Here is a 23588-nt window from a genome sequence, read left to right as displayed (position 1 = left end):
CATTGCGATTATTTGAGAGACTCTATTACAGGTTACTTTTTATCTCAGTACATCTACGGAGAGATAAATTTCAGCTGTAATGTTTCAATTTTCAGCTTGTTCCAGATTGTTAAAGAGCAATATTTCACAACACACTGTGCCTTACGGCCGCAGTACGTTTTGAAATAGTTTTTTTATATGGTGGAGCTAAGCGGGATCGAACCGCTGACCTCCTGCGTGCAAGGCAGGCGCTCTCCCAGCTGAGCTATAGCCCCATATAAAAAGCAAAATACCTTATCGGCATAACTCATTCTCAGACAAGGCGCAGTCACGCGACGTTTATGGGTATAAACGAGTGTGTCTGTAACGCACTATGAGGATGAGTTGGTGGGTCTGAGTGGACTTGAACCACCGACCTCACCCTTATCAGGGGTGCGCTCTAACCACCTGAGCTACAGACCCAACAAGGTACTAAAGCCCGACTAATCTCTCAGTCCGGCCTTATTTGCTCGTTACTTTCTATCAGACAATCTGTGTGGACACTGCGCAATGCGTATCGTTAGGTAAGGAGGTGATCCAACCGCAGGTTCCCCTACGGTTACCTTGTTACGACTTCACCCCAGTCATGAATCACAAAGTGGTAAGCGCCCTCCCGAAGGTTAAGCTACCTACTTCTTTTGCAACCCACTCCCATGGTGTGACGGGCGGTGTGTACAAGGCCCGGGAACGTATTCACCGTAGCATTCTGATCTACGATTACTAGCGATTCCGACTTCATGGAGTCGAGTTGCAGACTCCAATCCGGACTACGACAGACTTTATGTGGTCCGCTTGCTCTCGCGAGTTCGCTTCACTTTGTATCTGCCATTGTAGCACGTGTGTAGCCCTACTCGTAAGGGCCATGATGACTTGACGTCATCCCCACCTTCCTCCGGTTTATCACCGGCAGTCTCCCTTGAGTTCCCACCATTACGTGCTGGCAACAAAGGATAAGGGTTGCGCTCGTTGCGGGACTTAACCCAACATTTCACAACACGAGCTGACGACAGCCATGCAGCACCTGTCTCACAGTTCCCGAAGGCACCGAAGCATCTCTGCTAAGTTCTGTGGATGTCAAGAGTAGGTAAGGTTCTTCGCGTTGCATCGAATTAAACCACATGCTCCACCGCTTGTGCGGGCCCCCGTCAATTCATTTGAGTTTTAACCTTGCGGCCGTACTCCCCAGGCGGTCGACTTAACGCGTTAGCTCCGGAAGCCACGCCTCAAGGGCACAACCTCCAAGTCGACATCGTTTACAGCGTGGACTACCAGGGTATCTAATCCTGTTTGCTCCCCACGCTTTCGCACCTGAGCGTCAGTCTTTGTCCAGGGGGCCGCCTTCGCCACCGGTATTCCTCCAGATCTCTACGCATTTCACCGCTACACCTGGAATTCTACCCCCCTCTACAAGACTCTAGCTTGCCAGTTTCAAATGCAGTTCCCACGTTAAGCGCGGGGATTTCACATCTGACTTAACAAACCGCCTGCGTGCGCTTTACGCCCAGTAATTCCGATTAACGCTTGCACCCTCCGTATTACCGCGGCTGCTGGCACGGAGTTAGCCGGTGCTTCTTCTGCGAGTAACGTCAATCAATCGTGCTATTAACACGACTGCCTTCCTCCTCGCTGAAAGTGCTTTACAACCCGAAGGCCTTCTTCACACACGCGGCATGGCTGCATCAGGCTTGCGCCCATTGTGCAATATTCCCCACTGCTGCCTCCCGTAGGAGTCTGGACCGTGTCTCAGTTCCAGTGTGGCTGGTCATCCTCTCAGACCAGCTAGGGATCGTCGCCTAGGTGAGCCATTACCCCACCTACTAGCTAATCCCATCTGGGCACATCCGATGGCGTGAGGCCCTAAGGTCCCCCACTTTGCTCTTGCGAGGTCATGCGGTATTAGCTACCGTTTCCAGTAGTTATCCCCCTCCATCAGGCAGTTTCCCAGACATTACTCACCCGTCCGCCGCTCGCCGGCAAAGTAGTAAACTACTTCCCGCTGCCGCTCGACTTGCATGTGTTAGGCCTGCCGCCAGCGTTCAATCTGAGCCATGATCAAACTCTTCAATTTAAGATTTGTTTGATTTGCTGCTAATAAAAACAGCGATGCTCAAAGATTACTTTCTGCAAATAAGCATTCGAACCGAAGTTCAAATGTGTACTGCTTTGGTCACTCTTCAAGACTTTGATATTTCTTCTGCCTGCCGAAACAGGCTTCGATATCGTCTTGCGAGTGCCCACACAGATTGTCTGATAAATTGTTAAAGAGCGTTCGTTACCCGTTTGCCTTTCGGCGAATCTTACGGTAACGCGGGAGGCAGATAATACGCTTTCCCGCTGAAGAGTCAAGAGTTTCTTTGGTTTCTTTCGAAGTCAAAATCATTCTTTTCGCTTCCTGACCCGGCGAAGTCTGTTTCGTTGTTCCCGGTCAGTGGAGGCGCATTATAGGGAGTTCCTGACAGCCTGCAACCCCTAATTTGAAAAAACTTTTCAACCGCTGAATCTTTAGTCAAAACGCCTTTAAATTGGCAGTTTTTGCAGCACCGGGAAGCCATAACCCTGCAAAACGGGTAATAAAACGTCAGTATCTGCATTCAACGCCATGCAGTAAGCAATATTATCTTCCTGAGAAGAAACTACATTTTCTTGAGAAGAGATGAGCCAAGCAGTGCGACGAGCAATTGCGGCACCGGAATCGACCATGCGAGTACCTTCAGGCAACACTTGCGCCAACTCTTCTACTAATAGAGGGAAATGAGTGCACCCCAATACAATGGTGTCCGGCGGCTCACGCATTGCCAACCATGGGTGGAGGATTTTCTTTAATGTTTCGATAGGTACAGCACCACCATGCAACTTGGACTCTGCCAGTTCCACCAGCTCAGATGAACCCAGCAATTCAATTTTGCAATCGGTAGCAAAGCGCTCAATCAAGTCCCGTGTATAAGAAGCATGTACCGTGCCACGGGTAGCCAATAAGCCAACAACACCATTGCGGGTTAATCGCACCGCCGGTTTGATAGCAGGAACAACCCCAACCACAGGGAATGCAAAGCGTTCACGTAAAGCAGGAAGTACTACTGTGCTGGCGGTGTTACAGGCAATGACGACGATTGCCAGCGGATGGCGCTGCTGCACCGCAGTGACAATTTCCAGAACGCGTTCAACGATAAACTCACCGGACTTCTCCCCATAAGGGAAAGCGACATTGTCGAAAGCATATATATAGTGGAGATCCGGCAACAACTGCCGAATCTCTTGATAGACAGATAGCCCGCCAACACCTGAGTCAAAAATCAGTGCTGTCGGGCGAGGGGCAGTATCAGCCTTAGAAGTTATAGCTTCCGGTGAGGTAATACTCTCGTCCAGCGGTTTTATAGCCATAAGCCGTTTCGTAATCTTTATCAAACAGGTTAGCAATTCTACCACGAACTGTAAGATGAGAAGTAACCGGATAACTCGCTGAAACATCTACCGTGCTATAACTCGGTAATTCACGTTGAGTCGAGCTATAGGCTGAGGTGCTATTGTCATAGCGTTTACCGTAGTACTGATAAGAAACGTCCATATCCAGATTGAACATTGTCCAATCTAATTGATACTTGGCTTGCTGTTTAGAACGACGGGCTAAAACTTCATTATTCTTATCATTACGCGGATCCATATATTGCAATGTGATCTGGTGATTGAAAATGCCGGTATCGACGCTACCTGTCCATTCAACCCCTTTTATCGTTGCCGAATCAACATTGTAATACTGCCCTTTGTATGTATTTGGGTCGGAGAAGTAATCGATCAGGTTTTCAATTTTGTAGCGATAAGCAGACAAACGCCAATCAAGTGGGCCAGTCAATCCTTCCAGACCTGCCTCCCATTGGCGGGACTCCTCAGGTTTCAAATCACTGTTTGATATGATATCAAAGCGCTGCGAACCATACTGCTGACCCAGTGACGGGGCCAAAAATCCTGTTCCATAGGATAGTGTCGCACGATAATCGGGGATAAATTCCCAACCTGCGGCGGTTTGCCAGGTCTCATGCCAGCCAAACTGCTCATCTTTATCTTCACGGCCCGAGGCTTCCAGCGTCACACTACCTATCTTCTGCTGCCCGCTAAGATACAAACCGGTATTATCCCGCTTATATGTATCAGAGATAGTGGTACTCGATGAGGTCAAACGCTGTTGCTGCCAGTCAACGCCAGCACTCAGCGTTGCACTCTCAAAACTGTATGTATTACCCCATTGCACGTTACGCTGATCCATATCGTCCAGCGTAGTCGCCTCGCCATAACGCCCATATTGGCTGCTGTAGTTATAATCTTTGTATTTCTGATAGCTACCGATTAATTGAGAGGAGAAAGCCCCCGCAGCATAACGTAGCCCTGCGTCATAAGTATGGTTATATAATCGCTCCTCATCGCCACTGTAAGCAGGGGAAGAAATACTGCCAACATCGTAATCAGTATTGTTGGTGTAACCATAACCTCTGACGAAACCGGATATATCTTGGTTGAACTGATGCTCTAGCCCTGCCCAAAAATTTTTATTACGAAAACCATCCCGATCGCTATCCACTGGATTAGGTGAGTCGGGTTTAATGTTAAAACCGTTCGTGGTTTGATAGCCGCCCGCTATCGTCGCTAAAGTATCACCAAAACGTTGGCGAACGCTGCCGTCATATTGCTGGTAACCTTTAGAACCAACCCCGGCATTAATCTGCCCACCTTCCTGGTCTGACTGTGTAATCACGTTAATTACACCACCAATCGCCCCAGAGCCATATACGGCAGAGCGAGGCCCGCGAATATATTCAACACGTTGCACCAGAGAGAGAGGTATTTGATTAAAGTCGACACTATTGATGATACCGGTTCGCGCCAGAGGAATGCCATCGATCAGCACTAATACATGGCGGGCTTCGGTACCACGGATATACATAGAAGAGCCTTGGCCTAGCCCCCCGGTTTGGGCAATATCCACGCCAGGTAGCCGGCGCATCACTTCATTGAGGCTTTTTGCCTGCCAGCGGTCGATATCATCACGCGTTACTACATCGGTGGGTGCCAATACCGTGGAAACTGGCTGTTTGAAACGGTTGGCGGTAACCACCATTTCGTCTTTATTACCTGTTGTGGTGCTGTCCTGGGCCCATCCAGAAAATGCCGTCACAGAAAGGGCTGTGATCAGCGTATATTTTTTAATTGTCATGAATACAAGCATCCAAACTCAATTGGCGGATGCCGCAGTGCCATGGCCGATAGTTCGCGACGACCACGCATATTGCGACGTAATACCGGCAGGTCTTCGGGCTTGGGATCTCTGATGTCACGTCTTCTTCATTACTTAAATGAATTAATACCGTGAAATAGAGCTGGCGATGACTTCCCGCCCTTGCGGACAGTGTCTGGTTGAAACCTATCGCCGTAACTTCCCCTTACCGCTGCGCGTCAGCTCCGGATTTACACCGGATTCCCTTTTAACTCGTAGGTGTTTAAGTAACAGCATGAGGCCGGACCGCAATGCTACGATCAAGTAAAATAGATGTCTAGACTTCCATCCTCGTTATAGGGAATAAACACAACAAAACTGGACATCACTCCCACTTTCCCTACAATCCGCAGCAATACCTCTCTTTTATAATGGCCAGACGAGAAGAAACATGACTCCCGACATCCTGCCAACAGACAGTTACGACCAACAACTGGCGGAAAAATCTGCCCGTATTCAGACGATGATGTTGCCGTTTCAGGCACCTGCTGCGGAAATATTCCGTTCTCCGGCAGAGCATTACCGCATGAGAGCCGAGTTTCGCGTTTGGCACGATGAAGATGACTTGTACCACATCATGTTTGACCAGCAGACCAAACAGCGTATCCGTGTTGAACAGTTCCCGGTGGCAAGTTTGTTGATCAATCGTCTGATGAGTGCGCTGATGACGGCCATCAGGGCCGAACCGATTTTGCGGCGTAAACTGTTCCAGATTGATTACTTATCTACCCTAAGCGGTAAATTGATCGCCTCTTTGCTGTATCACCGTCAATTAGATGAAGAGTGGCAGCAGAAGGCGCTGGAATTGCGTGAAAAGCTACGCGAACAAGGTTTTGATCTGCAACTGATTGGCCGGGCATCGAAAACTAAAATCATGCTAGATCACGACTATATCGATGAAGTGTTACCGGTTGCTGGGCGTGAAATGATTTATCGTCAGGTGGAGAATAGTTTCACCCAACCGAATGCAGCGGTGAATATTCATATGCTGGAATGGGCGATTGATGCCACTAAAAACGCCAGCGGTGATGTATTGGAGTTGTATTGCGGTAATGGTAATTTCTCGTTGGCGCTAGCACGCAATTTTGCACGGGTGTTGGCAACAGAAATCGCTAAACCCTCAGTGGCAGCAGCACAATACAATATCGCGGCAAATAATATCGATAACGTGCAAATTATCCGCATGTCGGCTGAAGAGTTTACCCAGGCAATGCAAGGTGTACGCGAGTTTAACCGTTTGAAGGGTATTGATCTGAGCAGTTATAACTGCGAGACCATTTTTGTCGATCCCCCGCGCAGCGGGCTGGATAGCGAGACAGTCAAGCTGGTACAAGGTTATCCGCGTATCCTTTATATCTCCTGTAACCCTGAAACGCTGTGCGCCAATCTGGAACAGTTACAACAGACACATAAAATCAGCCGATTAGCACTGTTCGATCAGTTCCCCTACACCCATCATATGGAGTGTGGGGTATTGCTGGAAAAGCGCGGCTGACAGGCAATAGATAAGTAAAAGGGCAACGCGATGTTGCCCTTTTTCGTTTTAAAATATGTCGTTTTAAAACATATCGCTTTCAGGTTATTGCGGCTGCTGGTTATCCGAATTATCTGGCTCAGATTCTGATTGCACCAACTTACGTGCTTTTAGCTTAAACAAGATCCAGAACACCAACACGACACAGAGAATAGAAGGAACGAAATTAGAACCAATTGCCGGATGCTCAACCCGAACAATCGCGCTATACAGCAAAATCCCGAGCAGGAAACACGCGGAGGCCAGTACTGGCAAGCCATGTGGCATGGCGAAATTGAGGTAGCGCTGATGCAAACAATATACGGCTAATATTAACGTTAGCAGCGGAAAAACTGAAAAAGGCACAAACGCGCTGAATAACGTGTTAAATGAACCATTTATTGCCAGGCCAGTAATCAACGCCAGCAGCAGGGTGCCGATTTCACGGCGAGACTGTTCCATCATTTTCCTTACCTTATTAAGTGCGAGATACGGCGAGTTTTTCCTGCTCGCGGCGATACCAATAATAAGCGCCCTTGGAGATCATCCGCAGTTGTAAGACCAAGCGTTCCTCTAACTGTCGCCGTTGTTCAATATCCACGTCCAGCACTTCTGCACCAGCACTGAAGACAATTGTGACCATGGCCTCAGCCTGAGCTTCAGTGAAGCTGCGTGGCATGTGGTTTTCCAATTCGAGGTAATCTGCCAGCTCAGCAATAAAATGCTGAATTTCACGTGCCACTGCGGCACGAAATGCGGCGGACGTGCCGGAACGCTCGCGCAGCAATAAGCGAAATGCATTCGGGTTATTACCGATAAATTCCATAAATGTAGATACGGAGGTACGGATAACACTGCCGCCCTTGGCAATCCGCTGGCGAGCCTGACGCATCAGTTGGCGCAACATCAGGCCGCTTTCATCGACCATTGTCAGGCCAAGTTCGTCGACATCGCGAAAATGCCGGTAGAAAGAAGTCGGTGCGATACCAGCTTCGCGAGAGACTTCCCGCAAGCTAAGGCTGGCGAAACTCCGCTCAGCGCTCAGTTGGCTGAACGCCGCTTCGATAAGGGAACGACGAGTCCGCTCTTTTTGTTGTGCTCTGACGCCCATAATCGTGCCCAAGGGATATCCAAATTCTCAATCTAAGATATATAGTCAGCAATATACCAAACTTTATAGTAACAACCGTTATACAAACGTATCATCCCAATACTGAATTGCCGCTTTACAACACACATCACGGTGATTTACCCATGGTTGATTGATTTATACCTGTCATCTTTCAATTTACAGATGTGTTGGCTGCATCTTGAAATCTATTGGGTATCTGGTTGGGATGATGTTAATGTATCGTTGTAATTTTGTATAAGAATAGGTCTCTCCTACATGCAACAGCACTTCCATTTTGATGCCATTGTTATTGGCTCGGGTCCTGGCGGTGAAGGTGCCGCTATGGGGTTGGTCAAGCAAGGTGCCCGTGTTGCCGTAATTGAACGGTATAATAATGTGGGCGGTGGATGTACCCATTGGGGCACTATCCCTTCCAAAGCTTTGCGCCACGCCGTTAGCCGTATTATCGAATTCAACCAAAATCCACTCTACAGCGACAATGCCCGAACCATCAGTTCTTCTTTCGCTGATATTTTAAACCATGCTGATCGTGTTATTAATCAACAGACACGTATGCGTCAGGGTTTTTACGATCGCAATCACTGCCATATGTTTTCAGGCGATGCCAGCTTTATTGATGCCAATACTATCAACGTGCGTTATGCCGATGGCACCAACGATACACTACGCGCTGATAACATTGTTATTGCTACAGGTTCACGCCCCTATCGCCCGGCGAATGTTGATTTTAGCCATGAACGGATTTACGACAGCGATACCATTTTACAGCTCAGCCATGAACCTCAGCACGTCATTATCTATGGCGCAGGGGTTATTGGTTGTGAATATGCTTCAATCTTCCGTGGTTTGAGCGTCAAAGTTGATTTAATCAATACCCGCGACCGCCTACTGGCCTTCCTTGATCAGGAAATGTCAGATGCCCTCTCTTACCACTTCTGGAATAACGGTGTCGTTATCCGTCACAACGAAGAGTTTGAGCAAATTGAGGGAACCCTTGATGGGGTTATTGTCCATCTGAAATCAGGTAAAAAGGTCAAAGCAGACTGCTTGTTGTATGCCAATGGTCGTACCGGTAATACCGGCGGTTTAGGGTTGGAAAACATCGGCCTGGAAGCTGATAGCCGTGGTCTGCTGAAGGTCAATAGCATGTACCAGACAGCGCTGCCCCATGTGTATGCGGTGGGTGATGTGATTGGTTACCCGAGTCTGGCCTCTGCGGCCTATGATCAGGGGCGTATCGCGGCACAAGCAATGATCAAAGGCGAAGCCAACGTTCATTTGATCGAGGATATTCCGACGGGTATTTACACCATCCCGGAAATCAGTTCGGTTGGGAAAACCGAGCAAGATTTGACCGCGATGAAAGTGCCCTACGAGGTCGGCCGGGCGCAATTTAAACATCTGGCGCGCGCGCAAATCGTCGGGATGGATACCGGTAGCTTAAAAATCCTGTTCCATCGAGAAACCAAGCAAATCTTGGGTATTCATTGCTTTGGCGAACGTGCAGCGGAAATTATCCACATCGGACAGGCAATTATGGAACAGAAAGGAGAAGGCAATACTATCGAATATTTCGTTAATACAACCTTCAACTATCCGACGATGGCTGAAGCCTATCGTGTGGCAGCACTGAACGGTTTAAACCGCCTGTTCTAGCTTTTCCTTTATAACATCTGGATTCATACGCGGTTGCATGTGTTCACGTATCGCCTCGGCCAGTTGCTCATAGCGGCCACGCAGTGGGGAACCGGGGCGGTACACCAACGCGATAGTGCGTTTAGGCACAGGCTTGTAGCACTCCAGATAGCATACGCCATCACGCTTGCGCTCATTCGGTACCGCCAACGACGGCAGCAAAGTAATGCCGCTCCCCGCAGCCACCATATTACGCAGAGTTTCCAAACTGGTGGCGCGGAAATGGGTGTCTTCCTCTGCACCGGCCTGGAAACAGAAGCCCATCGCCTGATCGCGCAGGCAGTGGCCATCTTCCAACATCAATAATTTCTCACCCGCCAGCTCATGCATTTGCACTCTGTCACGATCGGCCCATGGATGATCGGCATAAATAGCCAGGCTCATCGGCTCATCAAATAGCGGAACTTCGATAAAAGCTTCGGTCTCTTTGACCAGTGCCAGAATGGCACAGTCCAGCTTGCCACTGTCCAACTGAGCCAGAAGATTCTGGGTTTGTGCTTCATGCAGATACATTTCCAATTTCGGGAATGCCTTATGCAACATGGGAATGATTTGCGGCAACAAATAAGGCCCGACAGTAGGTATCAGGCCGATATGCAGTGGACCGGACATGCTTTCGCCCTGCAAGCTGGCCATCTCTTTCAGTACCTTTACTTCTCGCAATATAGTTCTGGCTTGTTCCACTAGCAACAGCCCAGCCTGCGTAAACAAGACCTTACGGCTAGTGCGCTCCAGCAACATCACGCCCAACTCATCTTCCAGCTTACGAATCTGACCACTTAATGTGGGTTGGCTGACATGGCAAGAGTCGGCAGCACGCCGGAAATGCCTGAATTCAGCCAGCGCCACCAAGTATTCTAAATCACGAATATTCATCTGTGCTCCGCTTTATGATAGCCATTGACGATAGATAAGATAGCAATCAGTGATTAGATCTATCAAGTGATAAAATGAATAATGTGCCCCAACGAAAAGATATTCATAAAAATTTAAATATTTTATTTTTTAATTAAGGAGTTACAGATGTTTACTAGCCAAGAAGGTAAAAAAATCCCACAAGTAACTTTCCATACCCGTCAGGGGGACCAGTGGGTTGATGTAACCACCGACGATTTGTTCAGCAATAAAACAGTGATTGTATTTTCACTACCGGGTGCATTTACCCCGACTTGTTCTTCCAGCCATCTGCCACGCTATAACGAACTGGCCGCTGTGTTTAAACAGCACGGTGTTGATAGCATTCTGTGCGTATCAGTCAACGATACCTTCGTGATGAATGCCTGGAAAGCTGACCAGCATGCTGAAAATATTACTTTCGTTCCAGATGGTAACGGCGAATTCACCAAGGGCATGAACATGCTGGTTGAGAAAGCTGATCTGGGCTTCGGTCCACGTTCATGGCGTTACTCGATGCTGGTGCGTAACGGTGTGGTTGAGAAAATGTTTGTGGAGCCAAATAAGCCGGGTGACCCGTTTGAAGTGTCCGATGCCGATACCATGCTGAAATATCTGGCACCCGACTTTAAAGTACAGGAGTCGGTATCTGTCTTTACCAAACCGGGCTGCCCATTCTGTGCCAAAGCGAAACAAATGCTGCAAGAACGCGGGATTCAGTATGAGGAGATCGTGCTGGGTAAAGATGCGACAACCGTCAGCTTGCGTGCTGTCACTGGTCGTGGAACTGTGCCACAAGTATTTATTGGTGGCCGTCATATTGGTGGCAGTGATGATTTGGAAAATTACTTATCTGCTTAATAATATTAATAGAGTGAAGATAATGTGAATACCCAAAGTCATTGGAGTTACAGGTAGGCGGCAAGTGAACTCATCTCGATGAGCTTACTTATTTTTAAGGTCAAGACCAGTAAGTGATTCGGGTGACAAATCTGCCGGGAGCAGATTTGAACGCTGCTGGCAGCGGCCTCGCAGAGGCGAGGCCCAAGGATGGGCCGAGTAACAAATGTAGCCAGCAACCCTGTAGCTTCAAATACGAAGGGTATACTTGGTAGGCTTCGGCCTACCCTTTTTATGTTAGGAGCAGACATGAAAACCTTAAACGTTGATGTCGCCGTAATTGGCGGCGGCACTGCCGGACTTGGCGCTTATCGCGCTGCCAAACTGTCAACCCCAAGTGTGGTGATGATTGAAGGTGGCGAATACGGTACCACCTGTGCACGCGTTGGTTGCATGCCATCCAAACTGCTGATTGCAGCAGCCGAAGCCGTACATCATATTGAAAAAGCGCCTAAATTTGGTATTCACCCGCAAGGCGATATTCTGATTAATGGCCGTGAAGTGATGAGTCGTGTTAAACGTGAGCGCGACCGGTTTGTTGGTTTTGTGCTGGAGGGTGTAGATAACATTCCAGCCGCGGACAAAATTCAAGGCTATGCCCGTTTCATTGATGATAATACGCTACAAGTTGATGATCATACGCGTATTGTTGCGCAGCGTATCGTGATTGCGACTGGCTCCCGCCCAACCTGGCCCACAGCCTGGGATGAGCTGGGTGACCGACTGATAGTTAATGATGATGTGTTTAGCTGGGATGACCTACCCGAATCTGTTGCGGTATTCGGACCTGGTGTTATTGGTCTGGAACTCGGTCAGGCACTGCACCGGCTGGGCGTTCAAGTAAAAATGTTCGGTGTCGGTGGTGGTGTTGGCCCACTGACTGACAGCATTGTACGTAATTACGCCGCGAAAGCCTTGGGTGAAGAGTTCTATCTTGACCCAGACGTGAAAGTGGAAGTCATGCAGCGTGAGGGGGATAAAGTCTTTATCCGCTATCTGGATAAAACCGGTAAACCGCAAGAGACCATGGTTGATTACGTGTTAGCTGCCACTGGTCGTCGCCCTAATGTGGATAAACTGGGTCTGGAAAATACGTCCCTCATTCTGGACGAACGAGGGGTTCCGCAAGCTGATCGACTTACCCTGCAAACCAGCGTGCCACATATCTTTATCGCCGGTGATGCCAGTAACCAATTACCATTACTGCATGAGGCTAGCGATCAAGCCCGTATCGCCGGAGTGAATGCAGGTGGATTCCCTGAAGTGGTTCCCGGCTTACGTCGCAGCCCTATCTCGGTTGTTTTCTCTGACCCACAAATTGCGATGGTAGGCTCAACCTTCCGTGAGTTATCACAAAAATTCAGTGCATGTGGTTGTTTTGAAATCGGTGAAGTCTCTTTTGAAAATCAGGGGCGCTCGCGTGTCATGCTGAAAAACAAAGGTATTTTGCGCGTTTATGGCGAACAGGGAACCGGCCGTTTCCTCGGCGCCGAGATGATGGGGCCGAGTGCCGAACATATCGCACATCTGTTAGCTTGGGCACATCAACAACAGATGACCATCAATCAAATGCTGGATATGCCATTTTATCACCCAGTCATTGAAGAAGGCTTGCGTACTGCGCTGCGTGATTTACAGTCCAAGTTAAGGTTGGGTACCGATGAGGCTGAACGCTGCCTGCGCTGCCCAGGTGACTAATTTAACTCGCGGAAGTTTTTTTGTTTTCCCACACCGGGCTTTATGCCCGGTTTTTTATTCCTTATTTTGCGCACTGCTTCCATGAATTGAATCATCCCGCTTGGCATCTGAAGCCGTAATGCCCACTATTTGTTCAATTCTAGTCGTTTTAAAACGGCACTAGTGGGTCTATCACTATTGATTTGATACCACTAATGATACTAAAATGGAGGTACTATGAAAGACATGGACAGTCGGGTTGCTCAGATTAAAGCTAACCCCGCTGGGGTTAAATTCCGCGAACTCGTCAAAATCTGTAATTTTTACTTTGGCTTTCCCAGGCATTACTCCAGTAGTCATCATGTCTATGGTACTCCCTGGCAAGGAGACCCTCGGATCAACATTCAAAAGGACAGCAGCGGAATGGCCAAATTTTATCAGGTAAAACAGGTGATCGCTGCATTGGCTAAACTCGAGGAAATGGATAATGGTTAACATCGAACACTATACGTATCGGATTACTTGGTCGGCAGAAGATAATGAGTTTGTTGGTTTGTGTGCGGAATTCCCTGGCTTGTCATGGCTTGCAAAAGAGCGCTTCGAAGCCTTGGCAGGTATCACTGCGTTGGTTGCCGATATTCTGCGCGACATGCAGACTCATGGTGAAATACCACCACAACCCTTGGCAGAAAAGCATTATAGCGGGAAACTGGTTCTTCGCTTACCACCGGAACAGCACCGGCGTCTGGCAATTAATGCCTCGGAGGAAGGAATTAGTCTAAACCGCTATCTGTGCGCTCGGTTGGCTATCTGAATAAGACTAAACAGGGCGAAGTTTATCCCCTGTTTAGCCAAACTACTCGCCTTATAGATTGCCGTGCTCGTTACCGCTATTACTCGCGTTTATTTTTTAAATCAAAACCAATGGGCAGAGCTAATGTTATTTGCCCATGCAATAACAACTCGGCAGGTGGTTTAGGTAATGGCTGAGCACGTTTAATAAGTGCCAATGCTTCATGATCTAAAATAGCGGCCCCACTGCTTTTTATAAGCTGAGCAGATAGAACATGCCCATCTTTATTGACCACAAAACGGATAGTGGCGATGCCTTGTTGTCGCTGTTTTCTGGCTCTGGGTGGATAGCGTTTAAACTCCACCAGATGCCCTTGCAAGCGGCTTCGCCAATTCATTTTAACCTTTTGTTTATGCACGGAATCACTATTTGCTGCGGCAGCAATTTGATGGCTCTCGCCAGATAGTGTTGTGCTGGCTACGGCTGCTGGCGGAGAAGGCTTATTGCGGTTTTCTGGTGTTTCCTCAATGACAGGTTTACGCGGTTTCATTACTTGCTGTTGTGGACGTTTTATTTTCACTGGTTCTTCTACAGGTTCTTCTTCAGTGATTTCCACCTCTTTCTCAACTAGCAGTACAGCATTAGGTTGCTCAGGTGCTGTCAGCAAATTACTCACGTCTTCTGGTTGAGCTTCCTGTTGTTCAACCTGCGGTTCGTTAAAAGTCTGTTGTATTCCCACCACCGGATTTTGTTCCACGTTTTGGGTGAACTGCGTTTCTGCCGACAAGGTAAGCATCACTGCCGCCGGGGCGTCATCAGGATGTTTAACCAGTACAGATTCGGTACTCAGCAACCAGAGCAGGTACATATGGGTGCTGCTGGTAAACATGGCACTCCCCCACCAAAGAAGAGTGCGGGTATTATTTTTTCTTATCATCATGAATTAAATCGCCATATTCCTTTATCTTCCATGAGTTACCAACAGTGACTCGCCAAAAGCGTTATTCTTCAGCAAATGCTACATGCAGGCGATCCGCTAACGGTTTAAACAGATAATTGAGTAATGATCTTTCCCCGGTTCGGATAAAGACATCAACAGACATACCGGGCCGGATGGCCAACTCGGTTTGAGACATATCAATAGCGACGGTTAAAGGGTAATAAGGCTGTGAGGTTTGCGGATGCTGTATACGGTCGGCCCCAACATGTAATACAGAACCGTATAATTTAGGGGTATTACTCTGATTAAAAGCAGAAAAATTGAGATCAACGGGTAAGCCTGCTCTGGCCTTATCAATTAGCTCTACTGGTAACTGGGCTTCAACTAATAATGGTTGCCCACTGGGGACCAGTTCCATTAATGTTTGCCCGCTACTCACCACGCCTCCCACCGTATGCTGAGCCAGAGCAATAACCGCACCACTGACTGGGGCATATATCCGGGTATTATCCAACTCATATTCTGCTATGCTCAAACGCTGCTTCAAGTCTTGGGTATTTTGCTGCGCTTTCGCTAATTGCTCACGATTCTCACTTTGATACTGTTCACGCCGTTGTGAAATATGCTGTTCGGTTTCATCAATTAGTTTATGAGCCTCTTCAATATCACTGGTATCCTGCTCTACCCGTGCATGGAGTGATATCGCCTGACGCTCCATATCCAGTAACTGATTGTTAGCAACATGACCATTTTTCGCCAACAGTTGAACACCTTGTAATTGTCGTTGGAATAAGTCCGATTGACGCTGATTATTACGCCGCATCGCCTGCAAGCCATTCAACCGGTCTTGATGACGCGTAATTTGTACGGATAAGCGAGCAATCTCACTCAATTGAGCCTGGCGACGGTGATGGAAAAGTTGTTGCTGCAAGACAATATTACGTTCAACCAGCGGTTGGGTTGGATGCAGGAGTAATGTTTCAGGAAAAATAATTTCACTCACACCATCCTGCTCAGCGGTTAAGCGAGCCTCCTGCGCCAAAGCACTTAAGTACTGATTTTTCAGGCTATCCCGCTGACTACGAATCACTGAATCATCCATGGTGATGAGTAATTGCCCTATGGTTACCTCTTCCCCTTCAGCAATATGTAACTGTTGGATACGCCCCCCTTGCAGGGGCTGGATAACTTTGCGATTTTCAGCAACCACAACCTGGCCAATAACCGCAATCCCTTTATCCAGTGGTGCCAGCGCAGCCCAAAGTAAAAAACCAATAAAACCACCGACAACCAGTAACCCACCAAGATTTAGATAGTAGCAACTATTTATCTGTGGCCGTAATCGGTTTTGCTGCTGATGGTTTTCATCAGTAACTGGAAAACGGCTTGATTCAGGTAGCATTGTTTTATCTCCCTCCGTGGTGTTTATTTTTGTGATGCGGTGCGAATGGGAGCAACGTCATATGACACCCCACTACCCCAGCCATTACGCGTGTTAAATGCTTTGGTCTCAGGTTCAACTGCTGCTTTATCTTTTATTTTCAATATGCTCTGAGTACGATCAAACAGCTCTATTTGCCCACTTTTTAAAAACAATAAGTAATCACTACCCGATAACAGTTCTGGTTTATGGGTGACCATCACAATCGTGCTGCCCTGCTGTTTTAGCTGGCAAATGCCAGCTAATAAGGCTTTTTCACCTTCTTTATCCAAACTGGCATTTGGCTCATCTAATACGATAAGCCTTGGTATCCCATACACAGCCCGCGCCAAGGCGATTCGCTGCCGCTGGCCGCCGGATAACCCTTCGCCTTCGTCTCCTAGCTGAGAGTCATAGCCTTGCGGTAGATGCAGAATCAAGTCATGCACATCGGCTAATTGTGCGGCAGCAATAACTTTTGCATTATCAATCGGGCCAAAACGCGCAATGTTTTCAGCAATTGAACCGCGAAATAGCTGAATATCTTGGGGTAGATAACCAATAAAGGCCCCTAAATGGCTTTTATCCCACTGAGAAATGTCTGCACTGTCTAGACGAACCGAGCCACTGAATGCAGATTGGCTTGCGACCAACAACTTCGCCAGAGTGGATTTACCACTGCCTGACGGCCCCAAAATGCCAAGCACATCACCGGGTTGCAGTTCAAAGTTGATAGATTGCAATACCGGAATATGTGTTCCCGGTTTGCAAACTGTAAGTTGTGTGACGCTTAATTTGCCCTGTGGAGGCGGCAAAATCATACCAGTAGCGGGTTGAGGCTGTTGCGCCAACAGATAAGAGAGACGTTGGTAGGCCAGTCGCGTGTGACTCCACTGTTTCCAAACCGCAATCAGTTGATCAATTGGCCCTAACACCCGACCGACCAAGATAGAGCCAGCAATCATCACACCTGCGGTAATAGCACCATCGATTACCAACAACGCGCCTAGCCCCAACATCATAGATTGCAACGCCTGACGGCTAGATTTGGATAAAGCCGTCACGCGGCTGCTTTTATCGCTGGCAACATTTTGCTGATAGAGAAATTGAGAGTGTTGCCTCAGCCAGCGTTCACGTAAGGCTTTTAACATCCCCATTGCTTGGATGGCATCTGCATTGCGCAAATTCGCATTAGCATGCTGTGTTGCTTGTGCCGTGATTATTGAGGCTTCTTTTAGCGGCTTTTTACATATCCAATGATTGAGCCAAGCCAAAAATATCAATATACAAGCGCCGGCGGCTGCCAGTGCCCCCAGCCAAGGGTGGAGGAGAAAAATCACCAGCAAATACAACGGGAACCACGGCGCATCAAAAAAGGCAAACAAAGCACTGCCCGTCGCGAACTGGCGCAGAGAAGTTAAATCATTCAATGCCTGAGCCGCAGGTGTTTTATGGCCCATAAGTTGGGAAGCAAAAGCAGCATTAAAGACTCGTTGATTAAGCTGCATATCAATACGTGTGCCCAGCCGAATAACTACCGCACTGCGAATCCATTCTAATAGTCCAATAAAGGCAAATATGCTCAATACTAGAATCGTCAGCATTAATAGCGTCATGGTATTCGCTGAAGCGAGAACACGATCATAAACTTGTAGCATGTAGATTGCGGGTGCCAACATCAGCAGATTGATTACAGCAGTAAATAGCCCTATACCCCAGAGACTTTTTTTATGATGGGCCAGAGCTGAGAATATCGTTGGCGATGCCGACGAAGAGCTAGCGTTTTTGCTTGATTCCATGGCATCAATTTCCATACAGAATGTATATTCTTCGTAATAATTCCTGCGACTGATATTAAATTAAAGTAATATATATTTATCAGAACAGATTGATGTTCAAAAGAAAGTCATTTTCAGAAAAGCAACAAAATGAACTACCGCCTATATAGTAATAAAAAGTGAATTAGAGGATATGGCGGTAGTATTATTTTTCTAACCAGAAAGTCATTTGTCGGTTGTCTTTATTACGCGGCTAATAATATGTCACTCCCGTCAGTTACACCAATAGTGTCAATAACCGGCATATCAACAATAACGTCAAACTGAGTGGCAGTCGCCATATCGTTAAGTGGTATGTTTACATCAATACCTTGGGCTTTGAGGAGTTCCAGCATAGGGGTAGCATTACCTCTCAATAAATTGTAAATGCCTTCACCCTCGCCACCTTGGTAAGGTTTTCCTGGCTCTGCATGCATCGTTCTGGACAATGAACATACCGAATAATAAAAATCACCGTCAATACTTAAACTATCTAGTCTCAACTGTACTTGATCAAGCTGCTTAGGGGTATTAGAGGTGTTATCTGCATTAGGAACAAATGAATTACCAAATTCTAAGGATTGGATGTAATTCCCCCGTTCCATGAAGCCATTATCGCCCAATAGAGTTCCACCAATAATTAGCGCGGCTGGCCCATCTGGGTTTTGAAACTCAGCCAGAGCGATTCTATTATTATTCATATCAGTGCCGCTGGAAAAAGTATAATTATCATGGATGTTGGGTATGTTAATTAAGTCACCATAAGCCGCAGCCCACTGGTGAGTATAAGAGGAAATAGTTTCATATTTAATTGATTCATTGTATTTTAGAGTTACTGTCATAATGATATCCTTTTAATTTTAAATAATATTTAATCATTGAACTATCTTTACTACTGAATAAATTATTTAATCCACTTAAATAATTTTAAAGTTAATATACGACACTAACTTTGTTAAACGTTAAGCGGCTAATAATAGCTCACTGCTATCAGCCACGGTGTCAATGACGGGTATATCAACAATAACGTCAAACTGACTGGCAAGCGCCAAGTCTTTGAGTGGCGTGTTTACATCTACACCTTGGGATTCGAGTATTTTTAGTATGGAAGCGTTATTGCCTCTCAGCAAGCCATAGACACCAAGATCCATATCACTCGGATAGCTATTATCTCTAAGCATTGCATAAAGGATCTCTAAAACAGAGATATCAATATCACTTGAGATATCTAATCCGCTGAATTTCAGTTGCACTTGCTGGAGTTGAAGCTGATGAAACTGAGGATCCTCCAAGTTAATATCAGGAATAGGAATTAAATTCGCACCAAATTGCAGACTTTCGTTTTCACCGGGGATTATGGGAGACACTTCGGATAACTTCACTCCGTGAGCTTCCATAACCATCGCCGCGTGTACTCCCTTAGATTCCATCACTATTGCAGCTTTACTTTGAGGGGAGCTATTTTGAATCGCGAGTTTTATACCAACGGTGGGCGAATTTGGACCAGCCGAGTAAATACTATATCCTCCGTCACCCGACTTTTGAGCTATATCACCAAAATCAGTGGCCCACCAGTAGGTATAAGAAGAGATAGTTTCATTTTTAAATTCTTCATGATACTTAATCGTCACAGTCATATTAAAATCCCTTTAATTAAAAATATCACTCATCATTAAGTTATATTATTCTGTAGGTAAATTAATCTGCGAATTTTAATCTAATATTTAAAATATCAATATGAACCACCGCCGCAGCCAAGAAGAAACCAGATCTACCAGAGTACGGTGGTGGCGCACTTATACTCATTACAAATACACTGACACATATTACACAGCAGCGAGAATCAACCAGAAAATCCTTTCCCGGCGGTTCTATTTATTAAGCGGCTAACAACATATCGCTGCTTTCAATCACACCAACGGTATCAATCATTGGTGCATCTGACGCCATAACGTCAAATTGGCTGGCGATTGGCATATCCTTCAGTGGGGTATTCACATCAATACCCTTAGCGGCGAGGATTTCCAACAATGGTTCTGCATTGCCTCTCATCAAACCGTAGGTGGCTTTATGCATATCCCCTTGATGGTTTTCTACCATTGTTTTGGTAGGGTCAAATTCACCGGTCAGATCTATGCCACTCAATTTCACTTCCACTTGGTCAAGCTGTTTACCAGTGATATCTGAGTTATCTTTCAAGTTTTTACCCAACTCCAAGTTTGCCATTTTCCCGTGGAAGGTATGGTGGGCCATATTATAGTTCAAATCACCCTCTACGATCATTGCAGTACTAGCACCACTATGAGAGCTGCCAATTGAATATTGGTTACCACTAAACCACCCCCCGCCAGAAAATTGACCAACGTCCTTGGCATAGCCTGGTGCCTGCGTGTCTTTTATATCACCATGAATGGTAGCCCACTGCTGAGTATAAGAGGTTAGAGTGTCGTTACTGAATTGGCTTTGATATTGGATCGTTACTGTCATGATAAATTTCCTTATTGTTAACAACCATTATATGACTCATCACTGAGTCAGTGTGACTACAGACGAAGTTATTATTCCATCTGAAGATTTTAAATTCATATTTAGTATGTTTATTTAAGGCTTCATATTTAACATTGATAACTAAAATTTATATTCAAAACCGCCCTGAATAGTTCGACCACGATTTGGCGCAAAAGAAAGTGAATCACCATAACTGACTATATAAGCGCGATTAGTTATATTTTCTATTGTGCTACGCAAAGTTAAATTATTAGTTACCTTATAACTAGCATAAAGATCAAATAAGGTATATTTCGGCCAATCCGCAACATAAGCGGTATTAGCGTGGCCGTAGCTATTAATAACCGATGCGTCTTGATGTCCTTTGTTATAGCGAATAATGGTGCCGAGATCTAGCTTTTTATCAAATAATCTTCCACCTAAAGTTAAACTGCCACGATCACCGGGCAAATAAGCAGAAGAACCAAATAAGTTATTCCCCGCCAAGCAATCAATCATATTGTTCATGTTATCATTTTCGAGAGGATAAATACCATCCTTATTAGATGTAAAGGTTTGCGCTCCACCTAACCAAGCCCTTTTAGAACAAAAGTTATTAACACCAATCATTCTGGTATAATTTAAACTGGTATAAAAAAAACCCATGTCATAGCTTAATTGATATTCAAGACCACGAAAACGGGCTGCCAATAAATTATTAATGTAGGTAGCATTTGCAAAGGAACCGTAACCTAGCAGTGGTTTGGTCTTGGATAATTCAAGATTAATATAATTGCTGACGCGGGTATCAAAGTAGGCCATTTTGGCCACCAGGCGGTCTTGTTCACTAAACAGATTACTGTGTTGAATATTAATGCCCGCTTCCCAGGCTTTGGAATGCTCTGCGGCCAGAAACGGATTGGGCAAAATCCAGCCGTGACCATGTGCACTGCCGGTCGCCAGCACTTCGGTAATCGCCGGTGGCCGCCAGGATTTGCCGTAATTACCAAAAAACTCCAGCCACTGCACACCAGGTTTGATACCGATAGCCAAGGTGGGCGAAAGCTGTTGTTCACGGCGATCCACATCCCAGGTCATTTTGACCGTGTTATTATAGGAGCACCGCCTGTTTTCAGCGAGATGTTGCTCATGTATCTTTGTGTTGCATGGGTTTTCACGGGAATAGTTGCTAAGGAAAGATTTGCTCTGCATCCAGGTATTACCCTTTAAGCGAAATTGATCATAACGCAGGCCACCTTCCAGCCGCAGCCAGTCTGCATGTTCGTAATTCAACTGGGCAAAGGTGCTGGTCATGGTGCGCTTGCCGGGTGGGGTGACACCCAGCATTGTTTCTTGAGTTGAGTTGCCGGTGGAGCGGTCACTAAACCACTCGAGGCCATATTTGACTTGTAATTGATGGTGGTCGGCGAAGGTAAAGTAATTGGTATTTTGCAGTTGTAAACCACGGGTGTTCAAACGGGTTTGAGTCCAAAACTTTTTACAAAAAACGGCATCAGAACACAGGGTATCGGTTTCATCATTGGTATCAACGTAATAGATTTTAGCCGCCACATCCAGCCAGGCAATATGTTCAGGCTTGAGGCTATAATCCAACCCTATACTACGGTTCAGCACATCACTTACGCTGCTCTTTTTCCAGCCCATTTTAATTCTACGGTAGGGATCTGACTTATCGACAATCTGCGTTAACATACTGGCATTGGGGCTATTTATTTGCGTTTGCAAATAGCTGAGTACCAGCCGTTGGTCGGCGGGCAAATTCCAGCCCAGTTTAGCGAGCCGTGAGCTCATTTTATAGTTGGCAAATTCAACTTTGTTATTTGTAATTTCTCTGCCTAAAACTGGGGCGGCTTCTCTGCCAAAACGAAGAGCACCAATATCCCCTTTATTGCCGGGCCAATAATCTTTTAGATTGCGCTCACTGGCAGCAATTAATAGATCACCATATTCATTACCCAGCGCCAGGACACCACCACCAATAAACTGAGTGCCATTATCACCGGTCATGGCACGTATTTGCCCCCCCAGTTCTTTGCCCGGTTCGAGGAAATCACTGGCATTGACTGTATTAAAGGTGGCAACCCCACCAATGACGCCAGCACCGCCCATACCGCTGGTGGCCCCCTTTTCAATCACAACACTACTCAATATTTCTGGATCGATATACATCACACCATGGCGCTGACCATGACCGCTTTTCATAAAGTTTTGCCGCATGCCGTCAATATTCATATTGACGCGGCCGTAGTCTTGGATACCACGGATATTCACGGAAAGCGCGGGGTCTTGCTGGCTGACGCTGGAATAGACACCGGGAGTTTGTTCCAATATATCTGCCGCATGGCGGGCAGGGCGATTATCCAATTGTTCGCGAGAGATTTCACTGACTGAGTGCAGCTCATCATATACCCAGTCACCGTCCTGGGAGTTATTCGCTCCTTCTACCTTGAGTTTATCCAATAGCATATCATTTTCAGCCGAAGGGGTTACCGTTGCCTCCGCACGAACTTTGCCAGAATAGCCTTGCGCTGTTGCCAGAGCTATAAATATACCAAGGGCAATTTTATTCATTGAGGTTATTATTTTTCTTTTATCTCTCACTATATTGTCCATTTATTAGATTTCATCCTTACGATATGAATATAATTAACCTGTTAACTATTTTAGTTCTTGAATAGCAGACGTGATAATGGCCAGCAATAAATCTAATGCCGGATAACCAGAGATGTTTGAACAAAGGAAAGTCATTATCTATTAACGATATGACTGACCTTTTTCAAAATAGAAAAATCATAAAGAATTAAATCTAATAGCAGCCCAGCCACTTTATTAATGGATCAGGTAATGCAGGAATAAAATAGGTTTTCGGCTATTTTGAATTATATGTCTCTATTTTTAATCTTAGTAGAGGTTTCACTACAACGCCACTGGTTGATAATGATTATCATAATCACTAAGAGGTATAAACTCAACTGAATATTAAAATTAAAATCTTATTAGGCTGAAAATATTGGT

General features: G+C 46.3%; 19 protein-coding genes, 2 tRNA genes, 1 rRNA gene, 1 pseudogene and 1 riboswitch. Of the genes and pseudogenes, 7 read left to right on the top strand and 16 right to left on the bottom strand.

The annotated features are described in order from the left end of the window. Positions 1–178: 178 nt before the first annotated feature. From A6J66_017830 to A6J66_017820, 3 genes are all read right to left on the bottom strand, one after another. Positions 179–254 (bottom strand) — tRNA-Ala (locus A6J66_017830). A 110-nt stretch (positions 255–364) separates the two neighbouring features. Continuing rightward, a tRNA-Ile gene (locus A6J66_017825) sits at positions 365–441 on the bottom strand. Between the two features lie 99 nt (positions 442–540). Beyond that, positions 541–2086 (bottom strand): 16S ribosomal RNA (locus A6J66_017820). A gap of 5 nt (positions 2087–2091) precedes the next feature. Between A6J66_017820 and A6J66_017815 the strand changes: the two are divergent. Next, positions 2092–2269 (top strand): annotated as a pseudogene (locus tag A6J66_017815) (hypothetical protein). A 266-nt stretch (positions 2270–2535) separates the two neighbouring features. Here the strand turns inward: A6J66_017815 and A6J66_017810 are convergent. Both A6J66_017810 and btuB read right to left on the bottom strand, forming a co-directional pair. Beyond that, positions 2536–3399 carry a glutamate racemase gene (locus A6J66_017810; protein ID PNM25868.1) on the bottom strand — a complete coding sequence of 288 codons (864 nt, stop codon included), beginning with the start codon at positions 3397–3399 and terminating at the stop codon, positions 2536–2538. Continuing rightward, a complete protein-coding gene (btuB, locus tag A6J66_017805) occupies positions 3344–5224 on the bottom strand; it encodes a TonB-dependent vitamin B12 receptor BtuB (protein PNM27064.1) in 1881 nt (626 codons plus the stop codon). Before btuB ends, A6J66_017810 begins: the two co-directional genes overlap by 56 nt. 69 nt (positions 5225–5293) lie before the next feature. After that, positions 5294–5545: riboswitch (cobalamin riboswitch) on the bottom strand. A 130-nt stretch (positions 5546–5675) separates the two neighbouring features. Here btuB and trmA point away from each other — a divergent pair. After that, on the top strand, positions 5676–6779 hold the full coding sequence (gene trmA, locus A6J66_017800; GenBank protein ID PNM25867.1) for a tRNA (uridine(54)-C5)-methyltransferase TrmA: 1104 nt from the start codon (positions 5676–5678) through the stop codon (positions 6777–6779). A gap of 84 nt (positions 6780–6863) precedes the next feature. Here trmA and A6J66_017795 read toward each other — a convergent pair whose 3' ends face one another. Together A6J66_017795 and A6J66_017790 are read right to left on the bottom strand one after the other, a co-directional pair. Continuing rightward, complete coding sequence (locus tag A6J66_017795; protein PNM25866.1) at positions 6864–7259, bottom strand: hypothetical protein; 396 nt, start codon at positions 7257–7259, stop codon at positions 6864–6866. Between the two features lie 16 nt (positions 7260–7275). Further along, complete coding sequence (locus tag A6J66_017790; GenBank protein PNM25865.1) at positions 7276–7920, bottom strand: HTH-type transcriptional repressor FabR; 645 nt, start codon at positions 7918–7920, stop codon at positions 7276–7278. A 264-nt stretch (positions 7921–8184) separates the two neighbouring features. Here A6J66_017790 and A6J66_017785 point away from each other — a divergent pair, with 264 nt between their 5' ends. Beyond that, on the top strand, positions 8185–9585 hold the full coding sequence (locus tag A6J66_017785; GenBank protein ID PNM25864.1) for a Si-specific NAD(P)(+) transhydrogenase: 1401 nt from the start codon (positions 8185–8187) through the stop codon (positions 9583–9585). Here A6J66_017785 and A6J66_017780 read toward each other — a convergent pair. Beyond that, complete coding sequence (locus A6J66_017780; GenBank protein ID PNM25863.1) at positions 9568–10500, bottom strand: DNA-binding transcriptional regulator OxyR; 933 nt, start codon at positions 10498–10500, stop codon at positions 9568–9570. The genes A6J66_017785 and A6J66_017780 overlap by 18 nt on opposite strands. Positions 10501–10647: 147 nt before the next feature. Between A6J66_017780 and A6J66_017775 the strand changes: the two genes are divergently transcribed. After that, on the top strand, positions 10648–11379 hold the full coding sequence (locus A6J66_017775) for a glutathione peroxidase (GenBank protein ID PNM25862.1): 732 nt from the start codon (positions 10648–10650) through the stop codon (positions 11377–11379). Positions 11380–11426: 47 nt separating this feature from the next. Here A6J66_017775 and A6J66_017770 read toward each other — a convergent pair whose 3' ends face one another. After that, the gene (locus A6J66_017770; protein ID PNM25861.1) at positions 11427–11669 is read right to left on the bottom strand and encodes a hypothetical protein; all 243 of its coding nucleotides are present in this window, start codon (positions 11667–11669) and stop codon (positions 11427–11429) included. Between A6J66_017770 and A6J66_017765 the strand changes: the two genes are divergently transcribed. From A6J66_017765 to A6J66_017755, 3 genes are all read left to right on the top strand, one after another. Continuing rightward, on the top strand, positions 11668–13116 hold the full coding sequence (locus tag A6J66_017765) for a dihydrolipoyl dehydrogenase (GenBank protein ID PNM25860.1): 1449 nt from the start codon (positions 11668–11670) through the stop codon (positions 13114–13116). The genes A6J66_017770 and A6J66_017765 overlap by 2 nt on opposite strands. 216 nt (positions 13117–13332) lie before the next feature. Then, the gene (locus A6J66_017760; protein PNM25859.1) at positions 13333–13590 is read left to right on the top strand and encodes a toxin HicA; all 258 of its coding nucleotides are present in this window, start codon (positions 13333–13335) and stop codon (positions 13588–13590) included. Beyond that, a complete protein-coding gene (locus A6J66_017755) occupies positions 13583–13909 on the top strand; it encodes a toxin-antitoxin system HicB family antitoxin (GenBank protein PNM25858.1) in 327 nt (108 codons plus the stop codon). Before A6J66_017760 ends, A6J66_017755 begins: the two co-directional genes overlap by 8 nt. A gap of 79 nt (positions 13910–13988) precedes the next feature. Here the strand turns inward: A6J66_017755 and A6J66_017750 are convergent, their stop codons facing one another. The 7 genes from A6J66_017750 to A6J66_017720 form a co-directional block, all read right to left on the bottom strand. After that, on the bottom strand, positions 13989–14777 hold the full coding sequence (locus A6J66_017750) for an energy transducer TonB (GenBank protein ID PNM25857.1): 789 nt from the start codon (positions 14775–14777) through the stop codon (positions 13989–13991). Between the two features lie 112 nt (positions 14778–14889). After that, positions 14890–16122 carry an HlyD family type I secretion periplasmic adaptor subunit gene (locus A6J66_017745; protein ID PNM27063.1) on the bottom strand — a complete coding sequence of 411 codons (1233 nt, stop codon included), beginning with the start codon at positions 16120–16122 and terminating at the stop codon, positions 14890–14892. A gap of 131 nt (positions 16123–16253) precedes the next feature. Continuing rightward, a complete protein-coding gene (locus A6J66_017740; protein ID PNM27062.1) occupies positions 16254–18047 on the bottom strand; it encodes a type I secretion system permease/ATPase in 1794 nt (597 codons plus the stop codon). Positions 18048–18271: 224 nt separating this feature from the next. After that, the gene (locus A6J66_017735; protein ID PNM25856.1) at positions 18272–18907 is read right to left on the bottom strand and encodes a hemophore; all 636 of its coding nucleotides are present in this window, start codon (positions 18905–18907) and stop codon (positions 18272–18274) included. 120 nt (positions 18908–19027) lie between these two features. Next, the gene (locus tag A6J66_017730) at positions 19028–19702 is read right to left on the bottom strand and encodes a hypothetical protein (GenBank protein PNM25855.1); all 675 of its coding nucleotides are present in this window, start codon (positions 19700–19702) and stop codon (positions 19028–19030) included. A gap of 241 nt (positions 19703–19943) precedes the next feature. Further along, positions 19944–20552: a heme acquisition hemophore HasA gene (locus A6J66_017725; GenBank protein PNM25854.1), complete on the bottom strand. Its 609-nt coding sequence runs from the start codon at positions 20550–20552 to the stop codon at positions 19944–19946. 141 nt (positions 20553–20693) lie between these two features. Further along, positions 20694–23039 carry a TonB-dependent hemoglobin/transferrin/lactoferrin family receptor gene (locus tag A6J66_017720; protein PNM27061.1) on the bottom strand — a complete coding sequence of 782 codons (2346 nt, stop codon included), beginning with the start codon at positions 23037–23039 and terminating at the stop codon, positions 20694–20696. Between the last annotated feature and the right edge of the window lie 549 nt (positions 23040–23588).

Source organism: Yersinia enterocolitica (assembly GCA_002082245.2).
Taxonomy (GTDB): Bacteria; Pseudomonadota; Gammaproteobacteria; order Enterobacterales; family Enterobacteriaceae; genus Yersinia; species Yersinia enterocolitica_E.
The sequence above is the reverse complement of the archived record's forward strand: the minus strand, read 5'-3'. Positions and strand labels throughout refer to the sequence as shown.

Excerpts from the sequence above, each read along its gene's own strand:
- A6J66_017810 (PNM25868.1), bottom strand. The coding sequence starts at position 3,399 with ATGGCTATAAAACCGCTGGACGAGAGTATTACCTCACCGGAAGCTATA.
- btuB (PNM27064.1), bottom strand. The coding sequence starts at position 5,224 with ATGACAATTAAAAAATATACGCTGATCACAGCCCTTTCTGTGACGGCA.
- trmA (PNM25867.1), top strand. The coding sequence starts at position 5,676 with ATGACTCCCGACATCCTGCCAACAGACAGTTACGACCAACAACTGGCG.
- A6J66_017795 (PNM25866.1), bottom strand. The coding sequence starts at position 7,259 with ATGGAACAGTCTCGCCGTGAAATCGGCACCCTGCTGCTGGCGTTGATT.
- A6J66_017785 (PNM25864.1), top strand. The coding sequence starts at position 8,185 with ATGCAACAGCACTTCCATTTTGATGCCATTGTTATTGGCTCGGGTCCT.
- A6J66_017780 (PNM25863.1), bottom strand. The coding sequence starts at position 10,500 with ATGAATATTCGTGATTTAGAATACTTGGTGGCGCTGGCTGAATTCAGG.
- A6J66_017775 (PNM25862.1), top strand. The coding sequence starts at position 10,648 with ATGTTTACTAGCCAAGAAGGTAAAAAAATCCCACAAGTAACTTTCCAT.
- A6J66_017765 (PNM25860.1), top strand. The coding sequence starts at position 11,668 with ATGAAAACCTTAAACGTTGATGTCGCCGTAATTGGCGGCGGCACTGCC.
- A6J66_017770 (PNM25861.1), bottom strand. The coding sequence starts at position 11,669 with ATGTCTGCTCCTAACATAAAAAGGGTAGGCCGAAGCCTACCAAGTATA.
- A6J66_017760 (PNM25859.1), top strand. The coding sequence starts at position 13,333 with ATGAAAGACATGGACAGTCGGGTTGCTCAGATTAAAGCTAACCCCGCT.
- A6J66_017755 (PNM25858.1), top strand. The coding sequence starts at position 13,583 with ATGGTTAACATCGAACACTATACGTATCGGATTACTTGGTCGGCAGAA.
- A6J66_017750 (PNM25857.1), bottom strand. The coding sequence starts at position 14,777 with ATGTTTACCAGCAGCACCCATATGTACCTGCTCTGGTTGCTGAGTACC.
- A6J66_017740 (PNM27062.1), bottom strand. The coding sequence starts at position 18,047 with ATGGAATCAAGCAAAAACGCTAGCTCTTCGTCGGCATCGCCAACGATA.
- A6J66_017735 (PNM25856.1), bottom strand. The coding sequence starts at position 18,907 with ATGACAGTAACTCTAAAATACAATGAATCAATTAAATATGAAACTATT.
- A6J66_017730 (PNM25855.1), bottom strand. The coding sequence starts at position 19,702 with ATGACTGTGACGATTAAGTATCATGAAGAATTTAAAAATGAAACTATC.
- A6J66_017725 (PNM25854.1), bottom strand. The coding sequence starts at position 20,552 with ATGACAGTAACGATCCAATATCAAAGCCAATTCAGTAACGACACTCTA.
- A6J66_017720 (PNM27061.1), bottom strand. The coding sequence starts at position 23,039 with ATGCTATTGGATAAACTCAAGGTAGAAGGAGCGAATAACTCCCAGGAC.